Origin of the sequence: Candidatus Endolissoclinum faulkneri L5, from assembly GCF_000510265.1 — a bacterium.
GTDB lineage: Bacteria > Pseudomonadota > Alphaproteobacteria > Thalassobaculales > Thalassobaculaceae > Thalassobaculum > Thalassobaculum faulkneri_A.
The window spans coordinates 494,902-521,500 of record NZ_CP006745.1 but is presented as its reverse complement, the minus strand read 5'-3'; the positions used below and the strand labels follow the sequence as shown (position 1 = coordinate 521,500).

General features: G+C 36.1%; 6 protein-coding genes and 2 tRNA genes. 3 read left to right on the top strand and 5 right to left on the bottom strand.

Going from position 1 to position 26,599, the window contains the following annotated elements:
- Positions 1–319 precede the first annotated feature (319 nt).
- Positions 320–10,981 (top strand): non-ribosomal peptide synthetase, encoded by a 10,662-nt coding sequence (locus P856_RS01560; protein ID WP_025300419.1) that lies wholly within the window; start codon positions 320–322, stop codon positions 10,979–10,981.
- Positions 10,982–12,193: 1,212 nt separating this feature from the next.
- Complete coding sequence (gene katG / locus P856_RS01555) at positions 12,194–14,404, top strand: catalase/peroxidase HPI (protein ID WP_025300418.1); 2,211 nt, start codon at positions 12,194–12,196, stop codon at positions 14,402–14,404.
- A gap of 2,440 nt (positions 14,405–16,844) precedes the next feature.
- Here katG and argF read toward each other — a convergent pair.
- From argF to P856_RS01530, 5 genes are all read right to left on the bottom strand, one after another.
- The gene (argF, locus tag P856_RS01550) at positions 16,845–17,750 is read right to left on the bottom strand and encodes an ornithine carbamoyltransferase (protein WP_025300417.1); all 906 of its coding nucleotides are present in this window, start codon (positions 17,748–17,750) and stop codon (positions 16,845–16,847) included.
- A 27-nt stretch (positions 17,751–17,777) separates the two neighbouring features.
- On the bottom strand, positions 17,778–18,989 hold the full coding sequence (locus P856_RS01545) for an aspartate aminotransferase family protein (protein ID WP_227028688.1): 1,212 nt from the start codon (positions 18,987–18,989) through the stop codon (positions 17,778–17,780).
- Positions 18,990–20,777: 1,788 nt separating this feature from the next.
- On the bottom strand, positions 20,778–21,389 hold the full coding sequence (pdxH, locus tag P856_RS01540; protein WP_025300415.1) for a pyridoxamine 5'-phosphate oxidase: 612 nt from the start codon (positions 21,387–21,389) through the stop codon (positions 20,778–20,780).
- An 856-nt stretch (positions 21,390–22,245) separates the two neighbouring features.
- Positions 22,246–22,318 (bottom strand) — tRNA-Glu (locus tag P856_RS01535).
- A 597-nt stretch (positions 22,319–22,915) separates the two neighbouring features.
- Positions 22,916–22,990, bottom strand: a tRNA-Val gene (locus P856_RS01530).
- A gap of 1,809 nt (positions 22,991–24,799) precedes the next feature.
- On the opposite strand from P856_RS01530, the gene P856_RS01525 reads away from it, so the two are divergent.
- The gene (locus P856_RS01525) at positions 24,800–25,669 is read left to right on the top strand and encodes a DUF2333 family protein (RefSeq protein WP_227028687.1); all 870 of its coding nucleotides are present in this window, start codon (positions 24,800–24,802) and stop codon (positions 25,667–25,669) included.
- Positions 25,670–26,599 lie beyond the last annotated feature (930 nt).

Genomic DNA, 26,599 nt, shown 5'->3' with positions numbered 1-26,599 from the left:
ATCCGTATGCGAAGCTGAAGTTAATATTTCTAGAGTTTTTAAGATTGATGAGCTACTAAATATTATTTTAATTAGTAACACTAAAATATTATTTTAATTTAGTAACACATCATTTAACTTTAACATTTTAGGTAATACATCATTTAACGTTATAATTGTAGGTGACAAATCACCTAAAATTAATGACCCTTTTACCTGCAATAAATTTTGTTTAGTCAGTTGTTAATTGTTTTTTTTTGAGCGCTGTTCCGGGTTAGCTTTGTTGTTGACCGATGATTTGCATTCCCGTTGCGGCTGTTTGTAAGCGAAGGATTGTATTATGGGACAAGTTGCTATCGTAGGAATGGCATTTCGATTACCAGGAACGACAAACGAAGATTCTCTTTGGTCGTTATTGGCTGAACGTAAAACTGCGTTGCGGTCAGTCCCTGAAGATCGCTGGGATAGAAAAAAATTTCATGACAAATCGTATTCTAGAATAAACCATACGGTTATGGATCGGGGTGGATTCCTTGATCATGTTGATCAGTTTGATGCTGCATTCTTTGGTATTTCCGGGCGTGAAGCGAGAGCTATGGATCCGCAACAACGAATGCTGCTTGAAGAAACATGGCATTGCTTAGAAAATGCTGGAGTTCGTCCTTCGAACTTAGAAAACCGCAAGGTCGGTGTATTTACCGGTGTTATGGCAAATGATTATCAGCAAAACGCCACTGCACCTGGTCAACCGGTAGGAGTTTTTTCCGCGCTTGGCACTTACGGCGCATTGCTGGCTAACAGACTATCCCACACATTTAAATGGACAGGACCAAGCTTTACAGTTGACGCAGCCTGTGCCTCCTCTTTGGTAGCACTACATCAAGCCTGTCAAGCTCTTTTGGGGGATGAGTGCGATTATGCGGTCGTTGCAGCTGCCAATGCTTTAATCAATCCTTGGCGCTCGATTTCTTTTTCTCAGGCTCACATGCTAAGTCCAGATGGAGAGTGTCGTACATTTGACGCTCGTGCCAATGGTTACGTGCAAGGGGAAGGGGTAGTAGTTATGCTGTTAACCCGCCGTGCTCAAGTCAGGTTAGACGGCTTACGAGAACGCGCAACGATACTTGGAACAGCAGTCAATCATGTAGGGCATTCACGCAGTGTAACCGCTCCAAGTGTATCATCTCAAGTATCAGTTATAGAAGCAGCCATTGCCAATGCGGGCATTGATAAAAGTAGCATTGGTTACGTGGAAGCGCATGGAACAGGTACTCCGCTTGGAGATCCAATCGAAGCAGCTGCTCTGTCAACTGTCTTCTCTAATGCAAGTCCGAACAGGCTAGCTATCGGATCAATTAAATCTAATTTTGGCCATCTAGAAGCTGCGGCTGGACTAGCTGGACTAGTAAAATTAGTGCTAATGCTAGAACGTAACATGTTGCTACCCACTGCCCTTCTTGACGAGATCAATCCACTAATCGATATTGATGGAGGAAGGGTTTTGCCTGTCAAGATGTTAATGCCCTGGCCCAATGATCGACCACGTGCAGGAATTAGCTCGTTCGGCTTTGGAGGAGCAAATAGCCACGCTATCCTTGAAGGGCCGAAATCAGAATTAATAACTGATTGCAAAACTTCTCTTAACGAATCACCCATGGCATACTTGTTATCAGCAAGTAGCAAAGAAGCACTTGGGCGACTTAAGAATGCACATTTTTCGCTGGCATTGAGTAAAAAGAAACTAGAACTTAGTGATGTCACCCAAACTTTAGCACAGCGCCGGCAACCACTGCCGGTACGTTTTGCTGCTGTAGTTAGAGACTGGGATGAGGTGATTAAATCACTAGAGAATCCAATAACAAATCATCAACCAACTCGCTGGATGTTAAGATTAGGAGACGTCAATAGGCTTGACGGTGCTGTCTGGGATCAGTTAGTTAAAGCAATGCCTGGTTTAGGCGATAGAGGAGATGCAGCAGTCGAATCTGCAAGACTGGGCAACACTCGTCGTGCTACCCGTCGGTTACTCCTACTAGCAAGACTACATGCTCTAGCCAGTTTGATGCTAGAAAATGGCCTAATGCCGGATGTGTTGTATGGTGAGGGTATTGGACGTTGGGTTTCACTAACAACCGCAGGTGTTATGGATCTTCCCGACGCAGCAACAGCAACAGGCGCAGGAAGAATACCAGAAATCAGGTTGCGACGACCACAAATTGCTGTTTACGATGCGATAATGAAGATAGTAATTCCGCCTCGTCGAATCGACGCAAAATACATATCAGAACTCTCAATCAACCTAGATATTGGATTGTCTGGTCTTATAGACCAGACAATCCGCTTAATAAAAACTAATCACACATTTGTTGGTTTTTTCGATGCTTGGCGTGAGTCGTTAATTAGACTTGGTATAAGTGAACCAGAAAACTGGAAGGATGTGCCGACAGGTGGCTTAGCGGAGAAAGTTTTATTTCTAGCCTTAGGAACTGCTAGACGTCAGACTTGTCAGCGCTGGAACATCCCAGAACCAGGGGTAGCAATCAAAGGTAAGGCTAGCGAATTGATAAGTTTGGTTGCACTAGGGGCATTGTCACCAGCTGATGCAGTGCTCCTGTTGGAGACTTCATCAACTGTGGATTTTGCAGATCGTATTAATACCAATCCACTAACTCCTGAAGTAGTAAGTAGGCATTTACCAATTTTATCTAAAGCGTGGAATAATATCTCAGAAATTGAAAATCCTCGTGCTTGGTTACAAACCCAAATCGAACGACCATACCAAGTTAATTCGTTAGGCATTGATCGCAGTATTGATATTGGATCACTTACTGCTTCAGCAGAAGGAAAATCAACTCTACTGCGTTTTGACAATGATTTTCCGAATACTTTGCTGAAAATTATGGTCGAACGCTGGGCCGCAGGCTATGAAGTTAACTGGTCAGCATTTTCCCAACCGCATCGCATTGCGAGTTTACCATCTTATCCATTTGAACAAACAAGGCATTGGATCTCTATGCCAGAATCCAATGTGATTTCGCCAGCTCGCGAATCCTTAACCTGCTTAACTTCTACGCCTATTTACGATCTTGCATGGAAACCAATAGCTTCTGGATCAACCCCCAATCATCCAATAATCTTCTTATCCAGCAATGAACATTTTAATAACAAGCTGCCAAAATCAATTCAGATATTTGCAGGAGAACCAACTGATAAATCAATTTCTGATAGATTACTAGCAGAACCGCTTGCTGAATTACAACAGAAAACGATAATAGTTTCTTGGCCATTAGAATACGATAACTTATCCTTCGAAAATGTTGCTGATAACCTAGTTATACCTATTCTACGTCTCGCTACTAATTTATCTAACGCCCCTGGAAAGACCAAGATAATCTTGATCGGTCGAGATATAGCGGATAACAACGAGGATCCTTTGCCGGAACCAGGATTCGCAGCTGCATATGCAGCTGCGTTATCGGTTGCATTAGAAAATCGGCATAGATTAGAGGTAGCTGGTATTCTTGTCAAAAATGATATAGTTGAGATAACAAAAGCGCTTAGCGTATCAGAAATATCTTCTTTTAACTTAGTAGCGGTACATAATAACAAATTATGCTCGCGCTACATTACCTCCTCTTCCAATCATGGAATTAGAACCGATCAGTTAGATTGCAAAGCATGGTTGTTAATTGGTGGCTATGGAGGAATAGGAGAAGCTTTAATTAGGCATTTATCCAGACGCAGTCAAAATAAACTAAAATTAGCAGTAATAGGCAGACGTTCTCTAGAGGAGGTTAAAGAGATTAATGCTAGGCTTGCTAATGACGACATCGTAACATTTTATGCGCAAGCTAACGTCAATGAATATGCCTCTTTGGTAACAGCCGTTGCTGATCTTGAGATGAAGGTTGGAACGATTGGTACCATAGTCCATGGAGAAATGTTATTAGCTGATCGTGCTGCAGCAAATATGTCCGACCAAGAATTTCAATTATCCTTCACTCCTAAGGCATTAGGATTTGCAAATATCAGTGCTGTCTTTGCTGAACGAGGTGTGAATCGCCCAAGAAGGATTGTATTTGGTTCAATACTTGGGTTGATTGGTAATGCAGGACAGGCTAATTACACAGCTGGTACCGCCCACCAGATGTCTCAAGCATTGCTCGCTGTGCGCGAAGGATGGGATATTAAGCACATATCCTGGGGATATTGGGGTGAAATTGGTAGAGTAGCCAATGCAGTACATCGGTCACGCGTAGCTAAAATCGGATTAGAGCCAATATCTACGGTGGATGCATTTACGGCAATGGATCAAGTCCTCAGTTCTGATTCACGAGCTGTGGTTGTTGCGCAACTTTCGCCTAAGCTTTTGTCAAAACTTTCTTTGCCCAATAAAAGTTTTAAAGATCTACTCACAGAAGGCCTTAAGGCTATTGACGATCTAGCAATGTTGCGCATCAGTGCGGCTTTCTCCGAAGTCGGCTGGTTAAAGTCAAGTGATGGCGGGCGCTCCTCTATAGTCAAAGGGCAAGAGCAATTATTTAACACACTATCTGATTTTCTTGCTGTCCGTGGCTGGAACGCTCTCGACAGAGAAACTGCGACTACGAGAGCAATTTCCTTAGCAGATAACATTCGACAAAATTATGCCAGCTTATCTGGTGTAGTAAGTCTATTAGAGGCGGCGACTGACGGCACAGTCGCAGTGCTAACTGGTGAAATGCCCGGTACTAACGTAATCTTTCCGGGTGGGGATATGAATCTTGTAGAAGCGTATTATCATGGCAATCCGCTTGCTGATGCCGCAAATACTCTTGTAGCTGAACGAGTTGCTGAACTAGTAGTTGCCGGACTTTCTAGCGGAAAGATATTGCGAATTCTAGAAGTTGGGGCTGGCACTGGTGGTACTACCTCGGCTATTCTAAAGACGCTTGATTTAGTTGTGGATACAGAAAATGTGGATACAGAAAATATTGAATATGTATTTTCTGATTTATCTCCTGCCTTCCTCCGTAGAGCCAAAGCTAGGTTTGGGATTAAACGTAATTGGTTTACCACCGCCAGATTTGATTTTAATGCTGATCCTGTAAATTTTTCGACTCTCGGCATGTTTAACCTCGTAATTGCTGCTAATGCGATACACGTAACAGAAACAATTGACTTAGTACTTCACAGACTAGCTAAAAGAATTGCACCAGGCGGCACCTTAATCCTTAACGAACTAATGCGACCATTGGAGCATATGACAGCGATCTTTGGTTTATTACCTGGCTGGTGGCTAGCTAAAGACGTTCGAGCTGGTAATGGGCCTTTGCTTATGCCAGATCAATGGCGAAAGGCACTAAACAGCAGGTTTAGCGATATTAGTATCGATGGCCCAAGCGATGACCAGGGATTACTCCAAGGTGTCGTTGTAGCATCATATGCAAATACGCAGAAAGTAGTAGAATCCGTATCTTCAGAAAACCTAACTGTAGTTTATAACTTAATTGCAAAATGTCTTGAGATTGAGCCAGAACGACTAGACCCTGATGCAATGCTGAGCGATCTAGGGCTTGACTCTATTTTGACTTTTGATCTAGTAGAGCGGATTGAAAAAGAAACCGGTATTACCTTTGATCCTGCAACTATTGCTGACTTAGCAACTCCTGCCGCTTTGGCAGCCGAAATCGTAGATCGCCAAGCAAGATTAAACAAGTACAAATTAGCTACAACAAAAACTCTCCCAGAATCTTCATCAATTATTTATCCGAACCAAGTCTCTTGCACAGCAGCTAAATCTTCTGAATTGCTACAGGATGATGCTATCGCTATCATTGGAGCAGCTGGAATTTTTCCAGGAGCGGATAGTCTTGCCGGACTTGAGAAAAGAATACTTGATGCTAATCCATCCATTGTCCCAGTTCCAGAGGGGCGATGGAGCGAAGCCGATATAAAGCTAGCTGGGGCAGAAGACCTTCGTTATCTACGGGGAGGATTTTTAAATCAAGGAGAAAATTTTGATGCAACTCGATTTGGTATCTCCGATCGCGAGGCGCAAGTAATTGACCCTCGTCAACGATTGCTTCTTGAACAATCACTTGCTGCTTTAGCCGATGCAGGACGACCTGATATGAATGGTTATCGAGAGTTATTCGGCGTCTTTGTTGGTACCGGTGGTGGTGATTATGTACAAAAACTTATGACAGCTGGCCATCCAGTACAACCGCAATCCCTGGGAGCGCTAATGCCGTCGAGTTCAGCAGCACGAATTTCACATATTTTTGGCTTTGAGGGTCCAGCTATGGCAGTGGATCTGGCATGCGCTTCCGGATTGGCTGCGCTCCATTTGGCAGTTAAATCCTTACTAAGTGGTGAATGTTATGCTGCGATAGTTGGAGCAGCTAGTATCCAAGCTACACCTGGTTTTGCGGTACAAATTAATCGTGCTGGACTAGCTTCTCGTTCTGGTCATCCGCTGCCATTCCAAGATGGCAGCGATGGAATTGTATTAGGAGAAGGTGCAGTCGCCATAGTTCTAAAACAACTTCAACAAGCAAGGGCGGACGGTGACCGAATTCGAGGATTAATCTTAGGGACCGGGCTTACACAGTCTAGCGGTGGTGCTGCATTAACCTCGCCATCAGCTAAAGCTCAAGCTCGTGTAATGGCTGCAGCACTTAATAGCGCGCATCTCTTACCAGAGCAAATATCAGCTGTAGAAGCCCATGGTGTTGGTTCTCAAGCTGGAGATACAACAGAAACAGCAGCCTTGGCGATGATTTTTCCAGCTGGCGGTCCTACTGTTGCTGTCGATACAGTAAAACCAATGCTAGGACATGGTTTGGAGGTATCCGGACTATCTGCTTTGTCTGTCGCAATACTTGGCATGGAGCGTGAAGGTGGGCTTCCTCGTTTGTCTAAGAAGGCTATTTTCCCAGGAACAGCTCTAGTACCTGGGGCTCCATGTCAAGCCGGGCCTGTGTTAGTTAATGGATTTTCGATGAATGGCACATGTGCTGCAGCTGTAATAGCTCCAGCGCCGGTACAATCCTTTGTTAAATCCAATAAACCAGTAAATATTAGTTTGTCGGCTGCCCTAAAAACTGACCTAGAGGATCGATTACTTAGCCTGAAAGCCTGGATTCTTGAGCATAATCCGGAACCAAGCGAAGTCAATGCCGTATTGGCAGGTGACCCTAATCGCCGTTGTAAGATAGTTTTGCGAGGAGAATCAACCAGCGAATTACTGGCATCAATTGACTCTGTTTTGTCTAATGTTCAACCAGAAAAGAATACTGGTGAGAGGATTGAAAATACCAAAATACTTCCACCATCACGCCCTCTGGGATATCCGTTCTCCAGACGTCGTTACTGGCCGAATAGTACATCTGATATTTCTCTGCCAATGGCTAAACCTGATTTAAGTTTAGGATCAGCCGATACTAATGCCATGACAAACAAAGTTCCGCTAGCGATTGTTGCAGACTGTTTAGGAATTTCAGCTGAATTGTTAGATAGTAAAGCGATTGCTCGTGAATTAGGTGTTGACAGTATCATGGCGCTTGAAATTAAATCGCAGTTAGCTAGCAAGGCTAATTTAGCGTTGGATGTTTCTGATTTATTGGGAGACAAATCGCTAACAACGATATTGTCAGCTGCTCCTTCCCTTAAGGATTCGGTGAAACTTATACCTGATCCTGCTAACGCCAATGCTCCATTCCCACTTACTGACTTACAGCTTGCTTATTTGGTAGGTCGCAGCGCTTCTGTTCCGTTGGGCGGAACTGGTTGCCACGTTTATTGGGAATTTTTATGCGATAATCCAATTGACAATACCTTACTTAGAAATGCTTGGCATCGATTAGTAAAAATTCATAGTATGTTGCGTGCTGTTTTCACTGAAGATGGTGAGCAGTTAGTGTTAGCAGAAGTGCCAATGATGCCCATAGAGCACTATGATTGGAGTGAAATGTCACGCGATCTTGCTAGCCATGCACTAGAGAAAGTTCGTGAACAAATGGCTCATGAGGTTTTTAACCCAAGCAAGTGGCCATTATTTAGAATTGTTACTAGTGAAGGTCCAGATGAACAAAGGATTCATTTTTCTATTGACTTACTGATTATTGATGTTCTCAGCCTGTTTAGGTTGCTACGCCAATGGGGAGAAATATACTTTTATCCAGAAAGTAAGCTTGTTCCACCAATGGTTAGCTTCCGCGATTATATTGAAGCATTTACGAGATTGCGTGAAAGTAGTGAGCACAATCGCGCACTCGCATACTGGCAAGAAGCTATGGCACAAATGCCAAATGGTCCTCAATTACCTAGATCTCGAGCAGATGCAGAATTATCTGGAGCACGTTTTAAGCGTCGTCGTACAAGTATTTCTGCAGAAGCTTGGAAAAGATTTCAAGATCAGTCGCGAGAGATCGGCTCCACTCCAGTATCTGCGTTAATCGCTGCTCTTGGTGCTACATTAGCCAGATGGAGTATTGAGCCATATTTTACACTAAATTTGACTGTCTATGATCGCCGACCATTGCATCCAGACATTAGCAAAGTTGTAGGAGACTTTACCTCAACTATTTTAGTGCCTACTGGGACTGATGTAGAAACTGGATTTGCTGCCTCAGCAGCTTCGGTATCGACTTTAATAGCAAGACATCTTGACCATACCTTAGTTTCGGGTGCTGAAGCTATACGCCGTTTCTCTTCCGGATCAACGAGTGCTCTTGCCTATGTTTTTACTAGCATGCTTGGCTACGAGTCTGTGATAGGAAGAGATAACAGAATAACTAAGCTTGGTCGCCTTGATTGGGGTGTCACTCAAACACCCCAAGTCTTGTTGGACGTACAAGTTTTCGAAGAAGATGGGAAGCTAATAGCGACCTGGGATAGTGTTGATGCTGCCTATCCAGATGGATTATTTGATAGTATCTTTGCTGCTTTTGCTGCAGCTATTAATTTTCTTTCCGAGCCAACAACTGATTGGCAAACCTCGACAACTGTAGCGATTGAATGCAAAGAGAGAAATCTGTATGCCGAAATTAATTCTACCGCTGAGCCAATCTGTGATGATTTGCTACACGAGCCTTTGTTACGCCAAGCACTTGCAGAACCGACAAAAATAGCGATTATGGCGCCTGAAGCAAACTGGACTTATAGCGATCTAGTCGGTAGAGCTATGGCGATAGCCGTTTGTCTTCCAGAAATGCCGGCTGATACTTTGATTGGAATAGCACTAGAAAAATCTCCCTGGCAAATTGCGGCGACTTTAGGAGTCTTGATAGCTGGAGGAGCATACTTACCATTAGATCCTTTCCTACCAGCCAAGCGTTTTCAGTATCTTGCCCTAAAAGGTGAAGTTAGAATAATATTAACTACTTCTAGATTGGCAAATGATCTTGTTGTGCCGGAAAGTGTAACGATAATATCCGTAGACAAGTTAAAGCCTGCTCAATTGCCAAATTGTTTACCACCCCGCCATCGATCTACAGCCGACTTGGCTTATGTGCTCTTTACTTCTGGATCAACCGGGGAACCAAAGGGGGTAATGATTGAACATAGAGCGGCTCTTAACACTATTTTAGATTGCAATGCTCGTTTCAAATTATCAAAGAATGATAGAATTTTAGGGCTTTCAGCGTTAAGTTTTGACTTATCTGTTTACGATATTTTTGGGCCAACATCTCTGGGAGCTACACTTGTCCTACCATCCGCTAACAGTCTGCGAAATCCAGAAGCTCTGATAGAACACATCCGTGCCTGTGGTGTAACTGTGTGGAACTCGGTACCGATGTTACTCGATATGGTCTTAGAAAGCAGACCTAAAGCAGAAGATCTCTTCTCTATACGCTTGGTATTGCTTAGTGGTGATTGGATTCCTCTTTCTTTACCAACTCTTCTAAAGGCTGTTGCTCCGCAAGCCATGCTGATTAGCCTTGGCGGAGCAACTGAAGCATCAATATGGTCGATATGTCATATAGTAAGCGAATTAAAAAATGATTGGCGTAGTATTCCATATGGCCGACCGATGCATAATCAAGGCATTCACGTGTTAGATGCAAACATGCTGCCTTGTATCGAAGGAATTGAGGGTGATTTATATATTTCTGGTCTTGGTCTTGCAAGAGGCTATTGGCGTGATCCTAAATTAACAAATAATGCTTTTATTAGGCATCCCAGTACCAAAGATCGTTTATATCGCACAGGCGATCGAGGAAAATGGCGAATGGGCGGGATTATTGAATTTCTTGGGCGACGCGACGGGCAAATAAAAATAGGCGGATTTAGAATTGAGTTAGGTGAAATAGAGTGGGCAGCTTTGCGTTGTCCAGACATCCGGTTAGCTGTAGCTCTCGTGGAAAGCAATAACAGCGCAGGACGTAAGCGGCTTATATTGTATGCTGTTCCCAAGCCAGGAATATTAATAACGCCAGAAACTTTAAGAACTCATCTAGTTGAACTATTGCCTGATTATATGATACCTAGATCAATTAAAATCGAAGAAACCTTGCCACTTACTGATAATGGGAAGATTGACCGAAAAGCCCTTACTGCGGCAATGAGCTACGATAACCAGGAAAAACAAGAAGAAATAGAGTGTATAGATGAAACTCTTTCCGCAGATAATTTGATTATCCAGATTTCCTCCATTATTGCAAATATTCTGGGAATAAGCAAGGTACCTGCTGAAGCAGTTTTTTTTGATCTTGGTGCCGATTCCATGTCAGCTGTTTTAATTAATCGTCAATTGCGATCGATGCTTGGATTTGACACAAAGATTACCGATCTCTTTGAATATCCTAGCGTAAATTTGTTAGCTAATTACTTATCTACAAAATCTACATCACATTGTAAAACTATTAACCACAGCAATAAATTAATTGAATATAAGGACTCAAAAGAAAAACTAGAAAGTAATAATCATACTACATCTAGCTCTATTGCAGCTCATCGCGCTAACATTCGGCAAGAGTTTAGACAAAACTTTCAGGCTGCTCAAAAAAAACAAGACTAGGTTTTTGGATGATTAGATATAAAATTTTCTTGCAGAAAACCTATAAAGCATAATAAATAAATGAGGATTATTATATACGATGGCTTAATAGTTAATTGACAACATCCTAAGGCAAATAGCAAACTATAGCTATAAAGCTAATCTTTGTGCATTATAAAAATTAATTCTTTGAGTAATTCTCTAATTATGAAATTGCATACAGTTTATAAAAATTAAACATGTAATTAGCTAATTACTAAAAATTAAATCAAGATTTATTGACATATAATATCACAGCGATACCAATTGTTGGCTTTGTTCAGGCAATATAAAATTTGGCAAAATAAACATAAAGGGTTTACCGGAAAAATTAATAAAGCAATTTAAATTGCAGTCCATGATGATGGCTAAAAGTATAATACTCTATGATATTTTTAATGGATCAAATTAATAATTAATTAGATTAAATTAACACTTAAGCTTCAATAAATTAAATTTATTCGTCAAATTTTTATGTGCTGAGATTATCAAGTAGATCATACTTTATTACAAGGCCATTTGTTTGTTCTTTAATAAAAAGAATTTTATCGAATGAATATTCGCAATATTAATTTATAGTTAAAGTTTTTAATCTAGTAAATTTGCTATATTATTTGCAATATGAATATGTGGCTACAAGCAAATAAGAGGTAATATAGCAAAAGAAATAATTAAAAATAATATAAGTATATGTTATAATATACACAGTGCTTCAAAGGAAGCTTCAAGAATGAAAAATATAATTGCTTGTCGTTCGCTAATTGCAAGAACAATTATACTTGAGCAAGCGTTGTCTAAATTTTTGTTGCAATAGGTCAACTAATATATTATAGTTATAGATGTTTTTGTGTATTTTAATACCAGCAAGATTCACGTTGAATTTCCTTATTGAGCAAGCTAACTCTTATTAGTATAAAATACTGGTAATACAAAATACTGTTATTTTATAATGATTAAATAATTATTGTTTTAGTAACAAAATTTTTGACATGTTATGCTGTTTCTTGTCATAATTCGCTCCTTTGTAGTTTAGTAACTAATGTTCTAAGATTTTAAAAACGGTTGACTATAAGTTTACGGATTATTAGGTCAGGTATCGTAGTGAAGGTGTTTTTATCCAAGATCATCTTACTTAATTATCTATAGTTTTTATAAGAAGATAAATATTTTGAATTTTCTTGCTGAGGAATAATTATGAACGGTAGTAATAAGTCAATTGGTTGCCCATTGATGCACGAGCGTCAATCAATTCTAGGATCAACCAACCATGACTGGTGGCCTAATCAGATCAACTTGAGAATTCTACATCAAAATCCATCAGAAGGAAATCCTCTTGGTTCTGATTTTGAATACGCAAAAGAGTTTAATAAACTTGACTACTATTCACTAAAGAATGATCTGCTTCGCCTTATGAATGATTCCCAGGATTGGTGGCCAGCAGATTACGGTCATTATGGAGGGTTATTTATTAGGATGGCCTGGCATAGTGCCGGAACTTATCGTACTGGCGACGGTCGTGGCGGGGCTTCCTCGGGTTCTCAACGCTTTGCTCCGCTTAACAGTTGGCCAGACAACAGTAATCTGGATAAAGCGCGACGACTGCTTTGGCCAATTAAACAAAAATATGGCAATAAAATATCCTGGGCAGACCTTATAATATTAACCGGTAATGTCGCATTGGAGTCCATGGGATTTAAAACTTTTGGATTTGGCGGAGGTCGCAAGGATATTTTTGAACCAAAAGATGATATTTACTGGGGTCGAGAAACCGAATGGCTAGCTAGATCTAATCAAAAAAATAGCCGATACTTAGATAATCGCCTATTAGAGCAACCTCTTGCTGCAGTGCAAATGGGGCTAATCTATGTAAACCCAGAAGGTCCTGACGGTAATCCTGATCCTCTAGCTTCTGCTAAGGATATTCGTGTAACTTTTGCACGTATGGCAATGAATGACGAAGAAACCGTTGCACTAATCGCAGGAGGTCATACATTTGGTAAATGTCACGGTGCTGGCAACCCAGCTTTAGTGGGGGCTGAGCCAGAAGGTAGTGATATCATTGAACAAGGTTTAGGGTGGAAAAACAGCTTCAAAACCGGCTTCGGCGCTTATACTACTACTTCTGGTTTAGAAGGCTCCTGGACGCCAAATCCAACTCAGTGGGATATGGGCTATTTTGATATGCTATTTGGTTACGAATGGGAGCTAAACCAAAGCCCAGCTGGTGCTAATCAATGGGCTCCTAAAAATCTCATAGAAAAAGATATGGCACCAGCTCCAGACGATCAATCAAAAAAAGTTCCGATTATGATGTCTACAGCAGACATGGCGATACGTGTTGATCCTATTTACGAAAAAATTGCACGACGCTACCACGCTAATTTAGAAGAATTTGCTGATGTTTTTGCCCGCGCGTGGTTTAAGTTAACTCATCGAGATATGGGACCACGTACCTGCTATCTTGGGCCAGAAGTTCCGAATCAGGATTTTATCTGGCAAGATCCGATTCCGAGCGTGGATTACGAATTAGTAAATAACGAGGACATTAATCATCTAAAGATGCAAATTTTGTTATCTGGAATTTATCTGCCTGACATTATCTCTACCGCATGGAATGCAGCTGCCAGCTTCCGTATTTCTGACAAACGAGGCGGAGTAAACGGTGCGCGGATTCGTTTGTATCCACAAAAAAATTGGGAAGCTAATGAGCCAATAAAGCTTTCTATTGTACTTGATAAGCTTGCAATGATTCAAAAAAAGTTTAACTATAGCCGTTCGAACGGTAAGAAGATTTCACTAGCAGATCTTATAGTGCTGGCTGGTAATGCTGCTATTGAAAGTGCTGCGCAGAAAGCAGGTTGTTATGTCGTTCTACCTTTTATACCTGGTCGTAATGATGCTACCCAGGAGCAAACTGACATTGAGAGCTTCGGACCACTTGAACCAGTTTCTGATGGCATTCGTAACTATCATCCAAAAAAGTATAGCATCTCGGACGAAGAGCTATTGGTTGATCGTGCCCAGCTTTTAGGTTTAACGGCCCCAGAAATGACTGTATTGGTTGGTGGTATGCGAGCCTTGAACGCTAACTATAAGGGTTTATCTCTAGGAGTATTTACAGACACTCCAGGCATACTTACAAATGATTTTTTTATCAACTTACTAAACATAAACACAGTATGGAATTCATCAAATAAAAATGATACTGAATTTGAAGGTCGAGATCGTGCAACCGATAAGATAAAATGGAAAGCATCTCGCGTTGATCTAATCTTTGGCTCTAATTCTCAGTTACGCGCTATTGCAGAAATATATGCTCAAGTAGATGCTAAAGAAAGGTTTATCAATGATTTTATTAAAGCCTGGACTAAAGTAATGAATGCAGATCGATTTGACGTTCTTTAATCCACTTTTGTTATCAGACTTATAATAATGTAGGATATAAGAAAAGTATGACATTGAAAAGCCTATTTGCTACTATTGTTTTAGCTATATTAATAGCATACAATAAAGCACAATATAAAAATGGATGATGAACCGCAGTTTTATTTATTACAAACAATAAATTATTTTACTTTATATCATTTCAACCAAAAGTTAAATCTTAGTGCATTGTTTAATCCTAGTTGTTAGGTAAGTCTAATCCTCCGATTAGACTACAAAAAGAGGAAAATACTTTTATTAGAAAATAAAGCTAGAAAAGCCTTACATTTACATATGCTTTATAAGTCTTTTATCCATTTAGTTTGTATTTATAGTCCAATCTTCTCTTGTGCTGCATAGAGTATTAGGGCAAATAAGAAATATCGAAAAACCGCTGTAACCCTTTCGAGCTAATTAGTAATTGATATAAGAATTTTTGACCAACCTTTTTACATTACTGTGATTTTTAGAGATTTTATAAGATAAAGCACTTGTTCAATAATCTTTTTGAACATAATTTTTAGCATGATTTTGTTTTTAGCAAACATTGTTAATCGTTAAAAATAATAAAATCTATTATATTCTGGGCTATAAGATAATTCTAAAAATATTGATAAATAACTAAATAGAAAGCTTTAGCTTGCTTTATGTAAAAGTATATCCTGATTCAAAAAAATTGTTGAAGTTTCATAGTTTAACTAGAATATTATACGATGCAGTTCAATTCAATTGATAATTATATCTAGCAATGTACATCACTTCATACACTAATCGATATATCTTTAATAGATTAATCAGTATAATAAGTTATTATTAACTTTGTTAGTTTAATAAACCAATCAAATAATATTATAGGTAATAAAATATCTTAATAAGGTAAAATAATACTTTTGCTCAATATATTGATTTTATAAAAATATCTAATACTAACTGTTTTTAGTCTTTATGATATTTTTGCATTAAAAAGTTTCATAGTAAAAAAAAATTTGCTTTATTATATTTTATATCTAAAATTGGACTCCCCTAATAGCGAATAATACTTCATGAAAGATCTAACGGATGTCTAGCTAATAAACTATGAGGTTATTTCTATATAAAGCGATAACGCCAATTATGAATTTACCAAATAACGAAATCTAATAATTAAATACGTAAATTGATATAAGATAGAACAGATGTTTTTACTTATTATTTATTAAGCAGTGGATATTAATCCTATCACTATATAAAACTAAGCAATTTTCAAAATAAAAATTTAATAATTTAAAGAACATAAATTGAGCCTTATGATTATTACTTTAAAAGCATTACATATGAAGAACCAACTGACGTTAATTAAATTTTAATAGTATAATAATAACTTATAAATTGTTATGTATTACTTTTAATTTCAATGAAATATTTTAATATATCTAAAACTTTGATGCATTTACGCATAAATTAACAGCAAAAATTACTAATTGCAATCGTTCGTTTAACAAGATATTTCTAATGAAAATGTAGCGCGGATATGCGACCACTCTAAACGTAAAATCAGTAAGATAAAATGCTTATTTTACTAGTGAATAAAAAAAAACAATTACGTTAATAATAAGCTGCTCGTAGCCGATATCTTAAAATAAAACTGATTCCAATTAAAAATCATAATATAAATAAATTTAAAGATAATAGTAAAAATTATTTACAAATAAGACAAGACTGCTTTTACGTTATAAAATACATCCTAAACAAAATATAAGGTGTTTAGTATATAGAAAAAGCTCTCGCGGAACGTTAAAACATCAGATAAAATTACATACCTTCAATTACACCAGTAATTGAAATACAGTCTTGCTGAATTACAAGGGCATATAGAGAACAATAAACTTTTGGTTCATTATTCTCTATATTAGTTAAAATAATTCCAATAATCTTATTAGATTGCCATGGACAATAAAAGCATAAAGCTTTTAATTTTTACCAAGAAAAATAAAAACTACTTACATTAGTTAACACGCACGATCAATGAGTGATTTTTAATTTAATGAAGAATTAACTACTCGTCAATTATTCTCTATACAAAATCAAATATTGCATAGGAGAAATGCATTCAATAAAAACTTAAACTTCATACCGTTCAGTAGATCTAAAAAAGTAAATAAACATAAAAACAACTAAATTGTTTTTAACCAAGAGAGTAACATAATTTGCTAAGATTATATTCAATAATATCTATCGAAGTAAAGTTCTCTAATTCAAGTAAAAATTACTTATCGCAAAAACTACATTTTGATTATTAATCTTCTTAGAGAAAGTAAATCAGGATTTAGCAAATAACCAAACGTAAAAAATACCACTTTGATAAACATTTATCTAATTAAATCAATTTGATATAGTTCCAAGCTACATATTAAGGCCGATATATTAAAAATATCGTTTCATATTATCCCCTAGTCTCCGATAAACACCAGTATAAAATAGCCATCTGACTATACATTCTGTTCTCTGCCTCGTTAAATACTAGAGATTGTGGACCATCAATCACTTCTGCTGAAACATCCTTACCACGATTTGCTGGCATACAGTGCATAAACACCGAATTAGGCTTTGCTTTAGCCATTAACGCATCATCAACACGATAAGTCGCTAATAAGTTATGACGATTAGAGTCAACATCACCCATGGAAACCCAAGTATCTGTGACTACTGCATCAGCATCAGCTACCGCTATAAAAGGATCATGATTAATATAAACTCGACCACCCTTACATTTAGCCCAATCAATCAAAGTTTGTGAAGGCATCAAATCAGGTGGGCAAGCAATATGTAAAACAAAATCAAACTGCACAGCGGCCTGAATCCAAGAAGCAGCCATATTATTACCGTCTCCAGACCACGCAATTACCTTATCTTTAATCGGCCCACAATGCTCCTCAAAAGTCATCACATCAGCCATCAGCTGACAAGGATGGCTGCGATTAGTCAACCCGTTAATTACTGGTACATTAGCATTTTCCGCAAGTTCAACAAGCGTTGACTCTAATAAAGTACGCATCATAATGCAATCTACATAGCAAGACAGAACCTTAGCAGTATCAGATAATGTTTCGCCACGTGCAAGTTGAAGATCTGAACTGTTCAACATAATTACTTCACCGCCTAAACGCTTCATGCCAGCCTCGAAGGAGACGCGTGTCCGTGTTGATGGCTTCTCAAATATTAGGGCCAATATCTTACCATCTAGCGGACGTTCTGCCAGCCCATCACCAAGCTTAAAGGTTTTCGCCCGCTCTATTATCTCACGCAAAACCGATGAATCGATCTGATTGAGATCCAGAAAGTGCCTCACTCTTCAATCATCAAATTGTCCGCCTTATCAAGTAACACGTCGGGCTAAGTCAGCACAAGCTGAATCAATCATCGAAACCGCTTCTAAAACATGATTGTCGTCAATGATCAGAGGAGGTAATACCCGCAATACGTTATCGTCAGACAGCACAGTAAGTAGCCCATTCTTACGCAAGGCGAGCTGCAGATCGCGAGAAGAAACTATACACTTCAATCCTATCAGAAAGCCTAATCCGCGAACCTCTTCTACTACACAGCGATATTTATTAACGATTTTATCAAGCTGTCTGCGTAAAAATGCTGATGTTTTAGTAGTATGTTCAAGGAAAGAAGTTTCTGAGATAATGTCAAGTACCGTCTTAGCTGCAACCATAGCCAAAGGATTACCCCCATATGTTGATCCATGTAAACCAGGTTTCATGCCAGATGCTGCCTTTTCACTTGCCATAACCGCACCAACTGGAAAACCACCGCCAAGGCCTTTAGCTGAAGCCATAATATCTGGAGTGGTACCAGACCACTCGTAAGCCCACAACTTGCCAATACGGCCCATACCGCACTGAACCTCATCAAACACTAACATTAACCCAAATTCATCAGCAATATTGCGCAATGCTTGTAGATATTCGTGCGAAGCGACAAATATACCACCTTCACCTTGAATTGGTTCCACGAGAATCGCTGCAACATCTTCAGATGCCGCTGCATCGCGCATTTCTTCCAGGTCTCCAAATGCAACATGAGTAAAGCCCTGAACGCGAGGCCCAAAACCCTCACGATATTCCTCCTTGTAAGTTGCGGACATAGTACCGAGCGTCCGGCCATGAAAAGCATTCTTACAGCAAATCACTTTGGTCCTTTGCGGCTTACCGACATGAAACTGATAACGTCTTGCAAGCTTAATAGAGCCTTCTAATGATTCAGCACCTGAGTTACAAAAAAATACAGTATCGGCAAAAGATGTAGCAATTAGCTTGTCTGCTAATTGCTCTTGCTCCGGAATCCGGTAAAGGTTGGAGACGTGGATTAATTTAGCTGCCTGATCAGAAATTACCTTAACTAAATCTGGATGTGAGTGCCCTAAAGAGTTAGTAGCAATACCACTAGCAAAGTCAAGAAATTTTCGGCCGTCAGTACTATACAAATATGGTCCTTCGCCCCACTCAAAAGCTATATTAGCACGACCATATGTTGGCATTACGCTTGTTACCACAATACTCAATACCTCATTTCTATCCATAAATATCAGTTAATCCAGCAAAAATTTGTGAAAAATATTGTACTTAAGAAACAATATTGAGATGGTCAACTTGATCTACTTATTTTTATTTATATTCAACGTTTCTATGCAATCTTTTAAAATATTTAAAAATGTTTATTAAATTAATCCAAAATACGTTATCTAGCTCAATCTAAGCATGCAAACTAACGATTACCGACGTTTTATGTATTATGTCATAAAAAAAATAAAATTTACTTAGGCACTAAGCAGCTTATTGGCTTAAGCAAAAATTAATTTTTAATATAGGATTTTAGGAAACAATCAGCATAATTTCACTATTATATCGTACTTAGTATCCCAGCAAACCTTCCTTCCGGGAAGGAAGGAATAGGCAAACATAGATAGCAGCCAAGTATATTTTAGCAAATTCAATAGAATTTGCTAAAATATACTATTAAGACAATTAATAAACAATTAGCAAATACCCCAAAATATACTTTAAATAAAACAGGGCCATATTTAGATTAATACGAAAAACAATAATTCTTACAGTTATACGATAAACCAATAAAAGTCAGTTTTAATATCCTAAGCTTGATTATTGATCATAAAAAAATAAGTCCTAAAGAAAAAATGTTTAATTTTAAACTATACATTAAGCTTATTTTGCCAAGTACTTCTCGTAACGCCAAGAAGATTATTATTGTACATACAAATATCAATTTTATAGACCAAAATATTAAAAATAATTTATTTTTTAAATAACACAGCGGTAATTATCAAAAATCTTAATCATGAGAATGATAAAAATATCATATTCTTGTTAACTAATAAAAAATAATTCACTAACTATAGTTGATTTTAAGAATACAGTATCAATTAGTATCAATAAGCATATAGAGCTGCAAAGCAATTAAAATTTGATAATCAGCTAAGATACACAACCTCAGTATTACCTATATATCACAGCTGATATTTTTAAACATCATACGAGAACAATTAAGTATACTTAACATTAAGTATACTTAACAACAAAACGCTACATATATGATTTTTTTTTGATCCTTCAATAAGCAAGCCAACAAAAATAATTGTTGATTGTACTCTTCATTACAATGAAATAAAGTAATAAAAAATACAATACATCATGAATAAAACGATCTTTGTAAATTTAGATCACTTTATATGATAATAATATCACAAAATTTATAGCAAAAGGAAAACTAGTGATTCAGAATGGAAGATAGCTTTAAAATATTCTTATTAATTAAAAACACTAATCAAAATAGTACCAAAGATTATATCTTGCTAAAGATAACAGCTATTAACTCCATTTTATATCCACCTTAGATATCAATTCCCGCATAAAGACTTAATAAATATACGTTTAATAAAAGCAAATCTATAGCTTTATTAATATAAAATGATACCCTAAAGTCTTTGCTAAGAAGATAAATAAGTGAACCGTTCTTAACATTTCAACAACCTTACAGGCTAACTTAATTTTGAAATGTTAAACTTAATTATTAAAAATAACTTATTAATTATAGTTTAACAAAACTATTACGCAATACATAAATAAGAAAACAAACTTAGCCAATAATACAAAATTCAATAAGAATATAATATCAATGATAAAATTAAAAGCTAAATGAAATAGATAACTAATAAAATATAACTATGAAAGTTAATACAAGATTAATTTAAAAATTAAGGCTATATATTTAACACCATAAATTAACAATAATAAAAATTGATTGAATTAACCTTAATTTCGTCTAAAGTAATTCCTAATTATTTTTTACGTTAAGGAAACAAGCGCTGTAGACTCCACGGACAACTTTCTGCTTCACGTGTAAAGACAAAGCGATCGTGCAAGCGAAACTCTTTATCTCGCCAGAATTCAATACGTCTTGGCGACAAAAGATATCCTGACCAGTATGGAGGACGAGGTACTGATGTTTTAGAATATTTGTTATCAAAATAATCAACAGCTTGCATTAGGATAGCGCGATCAGCCAAGGGACGAGACTGTTTAGAAGCCCAAGCGGCTATTTTACTATTTCGAGGACGGCTTGCGTAATACTCATCAGCCTCAGCCATAGTTACCGGAACAACTGTCCCCTCAAAACGCACCTGGCTACGAATGGATCTCCAATAAAATAATAAGGCAGCAAATGGATTTATCGCAAGCTCTAAACCTTTCTGGCTTTTCGTATTGGTATAAAAAACAATACCATTTTCGTTATACTTCTTCATTAGCACAATTCTAGCTGACGGCCGACCTCTAGAATCAGCGGTAGCGAGTGTCATAGCACTAACATCATCTTCAAACTCGCTAGCCTCTGCTAACCAAACTCGAAATTGTTCGAATGGACTATCGGTGCGTGGTTCAAAAACAGTATTTTCTACACTCATTAGATTTTCACCTAGTTTCTCATTGGGTAATCCAGTATAAAACAATATACTAAATTATTATTTCTGGGTTCAAAACGCAAATTGCAGGTTAAATATAAACTACATTACTAGTCTATATAAACTACATTACTAGTCTATAGAATATTAATTTATATTATATTAATTTCATTAAAAACTCGCGCTAATAACTTCTTAGCGCAAACAGCAACATACTAGAACCTTCTAAGCGTAAATTTATTATGATACTTAAGTATCAAATATACTAAAATTAATTTCTACCATAAATTATTGTGTTTTATCTTTAATAACACCTTTAGTGTTATGATATAATCTTAGTCATGCAAATAAGTTTAGCTTTGCTAGAGAAAATTACGCATCCAAGGTTCAAAGAAAAATTTTTTCTGTATTTGAACAATTAAGGATCTAGCTATTGTATTGAAAATAACTTATGCTCAACGGAGAGCATCTAGAGGGCTGTTGCATAATATCTCAGCCATTCAGTAATGGGAACAATAGCACTTATTTACCAAACACCTGATTTTTACTATCACGAATAAGCAATCAATTAATCGAGTTGCTTGTAAAAAAAACTAAAGCATGCAACGACTAAACGTTTTATATTCGTATTCCACAACACTCGTCAGATATATAATCAAAAAAATATTATCATATAGCCAAATAAAACAACAAACTTTGGGTAAAGCCAGTCATAGCAAAGATTATAATTACATCCCTTCTGCTATTTAGCTAACCCAATTTTTCTATCATCGTCAACAAAAAATCATAAGAAATATAATTTCTAGCCAAAAGAGCAACGAAAATAAATTAGTTATCGTCTGGCTTAGGGTAAAATTGATGACCCCTACGGGATTCGAACCCGTGTTGCCGCCGTGAAAGGGCAGTGTCCTAGACCTCTAGACGAAGGGGTCAGCGCGGCAATAGCTAAACAAATAAACATATGTGCTGCTATTCTCACAATCAATCCACGCAGACAATCAATTTTTCTTCTTTTTTAATTACTAGCTTAAAGAACATCAAAAATTATTTACGAACTACCAACGATAAGCAAAATCAACTACAATATTCAAGTGGGATAAATTACCTTATACTCTTTTACTGCTGTAATCACCTAATTTAATCCATTAATCATCAATGTATAATAAATTTTTAAAGACATTTAAACGTATCTTCAGAGATTTAATCAAGTTAAACACTTACATTTGCTTTTATGGAATAACAAATAGCAAAAATTTTTTGATTAAATAACTGGCTAATTATTTAACTCTGAAGTTAAAAGTTAGATAATCTCAATTCTATTATTCGTAAGTATAATCAAATTTTTTTTGTAATTATATCTTTGTTCAGATAGCGCGATAGCCAATAAAGCTATCATTGGAATTAACTTACTTCCTAAGTAGATGGATTATATTCAATACGATGAAAATCTACAATCGTTTACTGAAAATAAATTAATTAATCTCTAACAGTAAAGAACAAGCCATTTTACTTAGTTTTTAAGATACTAATGGTGAGCACGGCTGGATTTGAACCAGCGACCTCTACGATGTCAACGTAGCGCTCTCCCTCTGAGCTACGCGCCCACTTTCAAGCTTGTAGCATACTTAATTAAATAATTCATTAAACTTTTTCGCTTATTAATTATAATTTTTTATATTTAGGTGATCGATAAGAGATTTTTTATAAAATCAAATCGCTAAAAGTTAAAATCACGCAAGAATATACCAGGAATACTAACGCCATTCTAAATAAAAAATTAAGTAATATCATTTGCCAACATTATGTAAATAATATCTTAATTAAAATAAGTTTTGCCTAATGAATAAATAAGATGCTGTACTATGATTTACTGCTTAACAAGCATAGTTATAAAACTGCAGTTATTGTGACTGCTTTTAATCTAGCAAGTTATATTAATTGCTCATGCGCGTTGCACAGTAATTCATTACTGTAGCTGATTAGATGCTAAGCTATAAAAAATGCTTATTAATGTCTACGTTTGTTGAATAAAAATTATATGATATTTTACTCGAAGTAAAAATTCTTTAAGGCACTTCTAAGTTGTTAAGCAGAATCATAGACTAATTTAACCTGAGGTTATAAATAACTATCGACTACAATTTAAGAGATGATAATTACTGAGGTAATTATTCTCAATATATTAAAAATTAGTACTATTTTGCCATAGCGGAATGTCTCATTCGAATTTTATTAATGGATAAAAATTTCAATAACGACCTACAACCTGATAAAACTACTAATTACCATATCGAACACTTATCCACAACATTTAAGACCTCACATAACTTTTGATTAAAACATAGAAAATGTAACTAAAATATATCAATTAAAGGTTAGTAGAAAAAATTTTTAGAATATGTGCTCGTAACAAGAGCATATTGTATTTGTTAATTAAGATTGTATTATTTGGAATACGCAGCATATTTAAAGAATAACAAGCATAGGCTTATGCCAAAAACTAGAACGAGACATATCATCTAATTTATTAAAAAACCTAAATATTGCTATGCTCATAGTAATAACAAAGATTTTTCTTTGTTGATGATTTAACAAAATTGAAGATTAAAGCTAATAAATATTAGCTTCTAACAAATCAATTTAACAAAAAACAAACTTGCTGTATAAATAAAAAAAATTATAACTTTAAATTATATAAATTATAACTTTAAATTATATAAAAACCAATTCTAGGCAGTCTAACAAGCAATTTTAAAGAAAAAACGATTGATTAAAGCAATATCTAAAAATACAGCAATAGAAATTAACTTTAGGCTATAATTAATTAATGCTTTATAATTATTTATCGTATAACTGATATATTTTAGCTAATTATTTATCGTATAACTGATATATTTTAGCAAAAATTTAACTTGTACAATTTTGCTATACTGATTTAAAAAATACCACAGTCTATAATTTGAGATTTAAGTGGCTTTTTATCTACACCTTAAAATAATCAAGTATTGCATAACTTAATGCAAAATACTAAGAATCTTATCTGTGTAACCCTGCTCCTACCTTAAGAAGATTACTGAAAATCTTCAATCAAAAAGGATATACCAAACAGGTTAAATCAATTGTTTTGAAAATAAAAGCTAAACTAAAAAACTATTTGGCCATTTGAATTCTCTTAGGTTTCTTGTCTCATTAAAAATATATTTAGTAGAATAATACAATAATAAATTAAAAATATTAAATAATAAATTTATAATATATTAATCGTTATAATTTTAAATTATTAATATAGATAAATATATCTAAGGCAAATAAAGATGAAACTAGATATTGAATACTTTATTAAAAAATGGCATACCGCATCAATTACTAGCTTTATTAAGCTTAGTAGCAATTATTTAATTAGTATATTTGTTGTGATCTTACTTTACTACTTAATAGGCGCTTGTGTAATAAACGATATCGAAGATGATATTGAATTTAGTTCGATCAACCAAACAAAAGGTGGTAGTTACGCGGTAAGTGCAACTGTTACTCTAATAAATCGCGAAGTCGATACTCATTTCTGGACGCCTAACGACCCATTTTTCTACCCTTCAGCCCTGCTTGACAATATGTTAAATTATCAGCAAGGCATTATTTATGCACTATCTCGCTTTACTATAGAAATGGCCGAACAAATCGGCCGTACCCGCGGCTCATCAGAAGTAGATGCGGATCTTGATAAAGCTGCTGGTCTACTAAAATACCCAGGTAACGTATGGATCTTTGATTTATCTACGTCATTTTTACCAACCCCACCATCAGAAACGCAATACCGTGCAGCATCTAAAGCTCTAAGATCATACAATTCTCGACTTGCAAGCAGCAAAGCCATTTTCGAACGACGTTCGGACAATTTAATATCAACCTTGGACAGAATAGCTGGAGACTTAGGCTCAGCTTCGGCTACATCGGATAAATATATAACTAATTCGCATCCATTATTGGTAGATACAAAAGTCGACGATATATTCTACGGAGTGAAAGGAAGACTACACGGATACTATGTATTATTGCATGAGCTTGGGAGAGACTTCAATAAAGTAATTAATGATCGACAACTAATGCCCGCTTGGGAGCAAATGATGAAATCACTTAATCAAGCAAGCATTCTACGCCCAATAGTAGTAATGAATAATAGTCCAGATAGTATATATTTCCCCAACCATCTAGCAGTACAGGGTTTTTACCTTTTGCGTGCCAGAACGCAACTACGCGAGATTACTAATATACTTATGAAATAATAATTAGCATCTTGTATTTAAATCCAAAAGTATCACTCTGATATACCATTTTGTTAAAGATTAGAGTCTTTAACAAAAAAAATTATACAAAAATCGATTTTTAATGATCTTAACTTGCTCATAATGTTTAGTCATTATATAAGTAAAAATAAGTTAACAATCTTTAAAAAGGAGATTTTTGCTAGTTTTAGTACAATAAATATTAACAATACTTATAGCTACTAGCTTTTTGTATATAATGAAAATAATAAGTTAACTGCCTTTTAAATTATTTAAAATATTAATTTTTTTGATATCAAAATTGATAATAACTTATCATTAATTAAATAAAAATTTAATTTTATTTACCCGATGTTCAGTAGAACATACGAAAATCATATTTTTAAAATTGTTAATAGATTTTCTAAAGCAATTGTAGCGGAATAAAAGAAATCAACATGTAAGTTTATTACTTTTAATAATTAACAAATACACTTTTGTACAAAATATTATCTAAAATATTATTATAAATACATTAATAAATTATTAGTTCACACAATACCAGGCTATCTTATAGTTGTTTATTATTGTCTTAAGTTAGTAATCATAAACACCAAAGTGATATAACTAAAAATAGATTTTTGTAAAAATTATTGGTTATTTGTAGTTGTATTCTACAAGTAATGCTTTTAGCCTTTTTTATTAAAGTGCTTGATTAGTTGCTATTGATTAGCTTATTGCTATAATTTTATAATTCTATTCTTTGTACACAAATAAATTAAATGATTATTAGGATAGTGAAATACTTTAAGAGGTATTGGTTTTTGATTGTATTTCAAAGAAATAGCAGCCTTTTCGGCAACCAAAGGTTTACGATCGACATAAGTTCAAAATGCTGATTGGATAAAAATGAAAATAGTATTTTACTAATGCTAGGTATGTTTAATAATT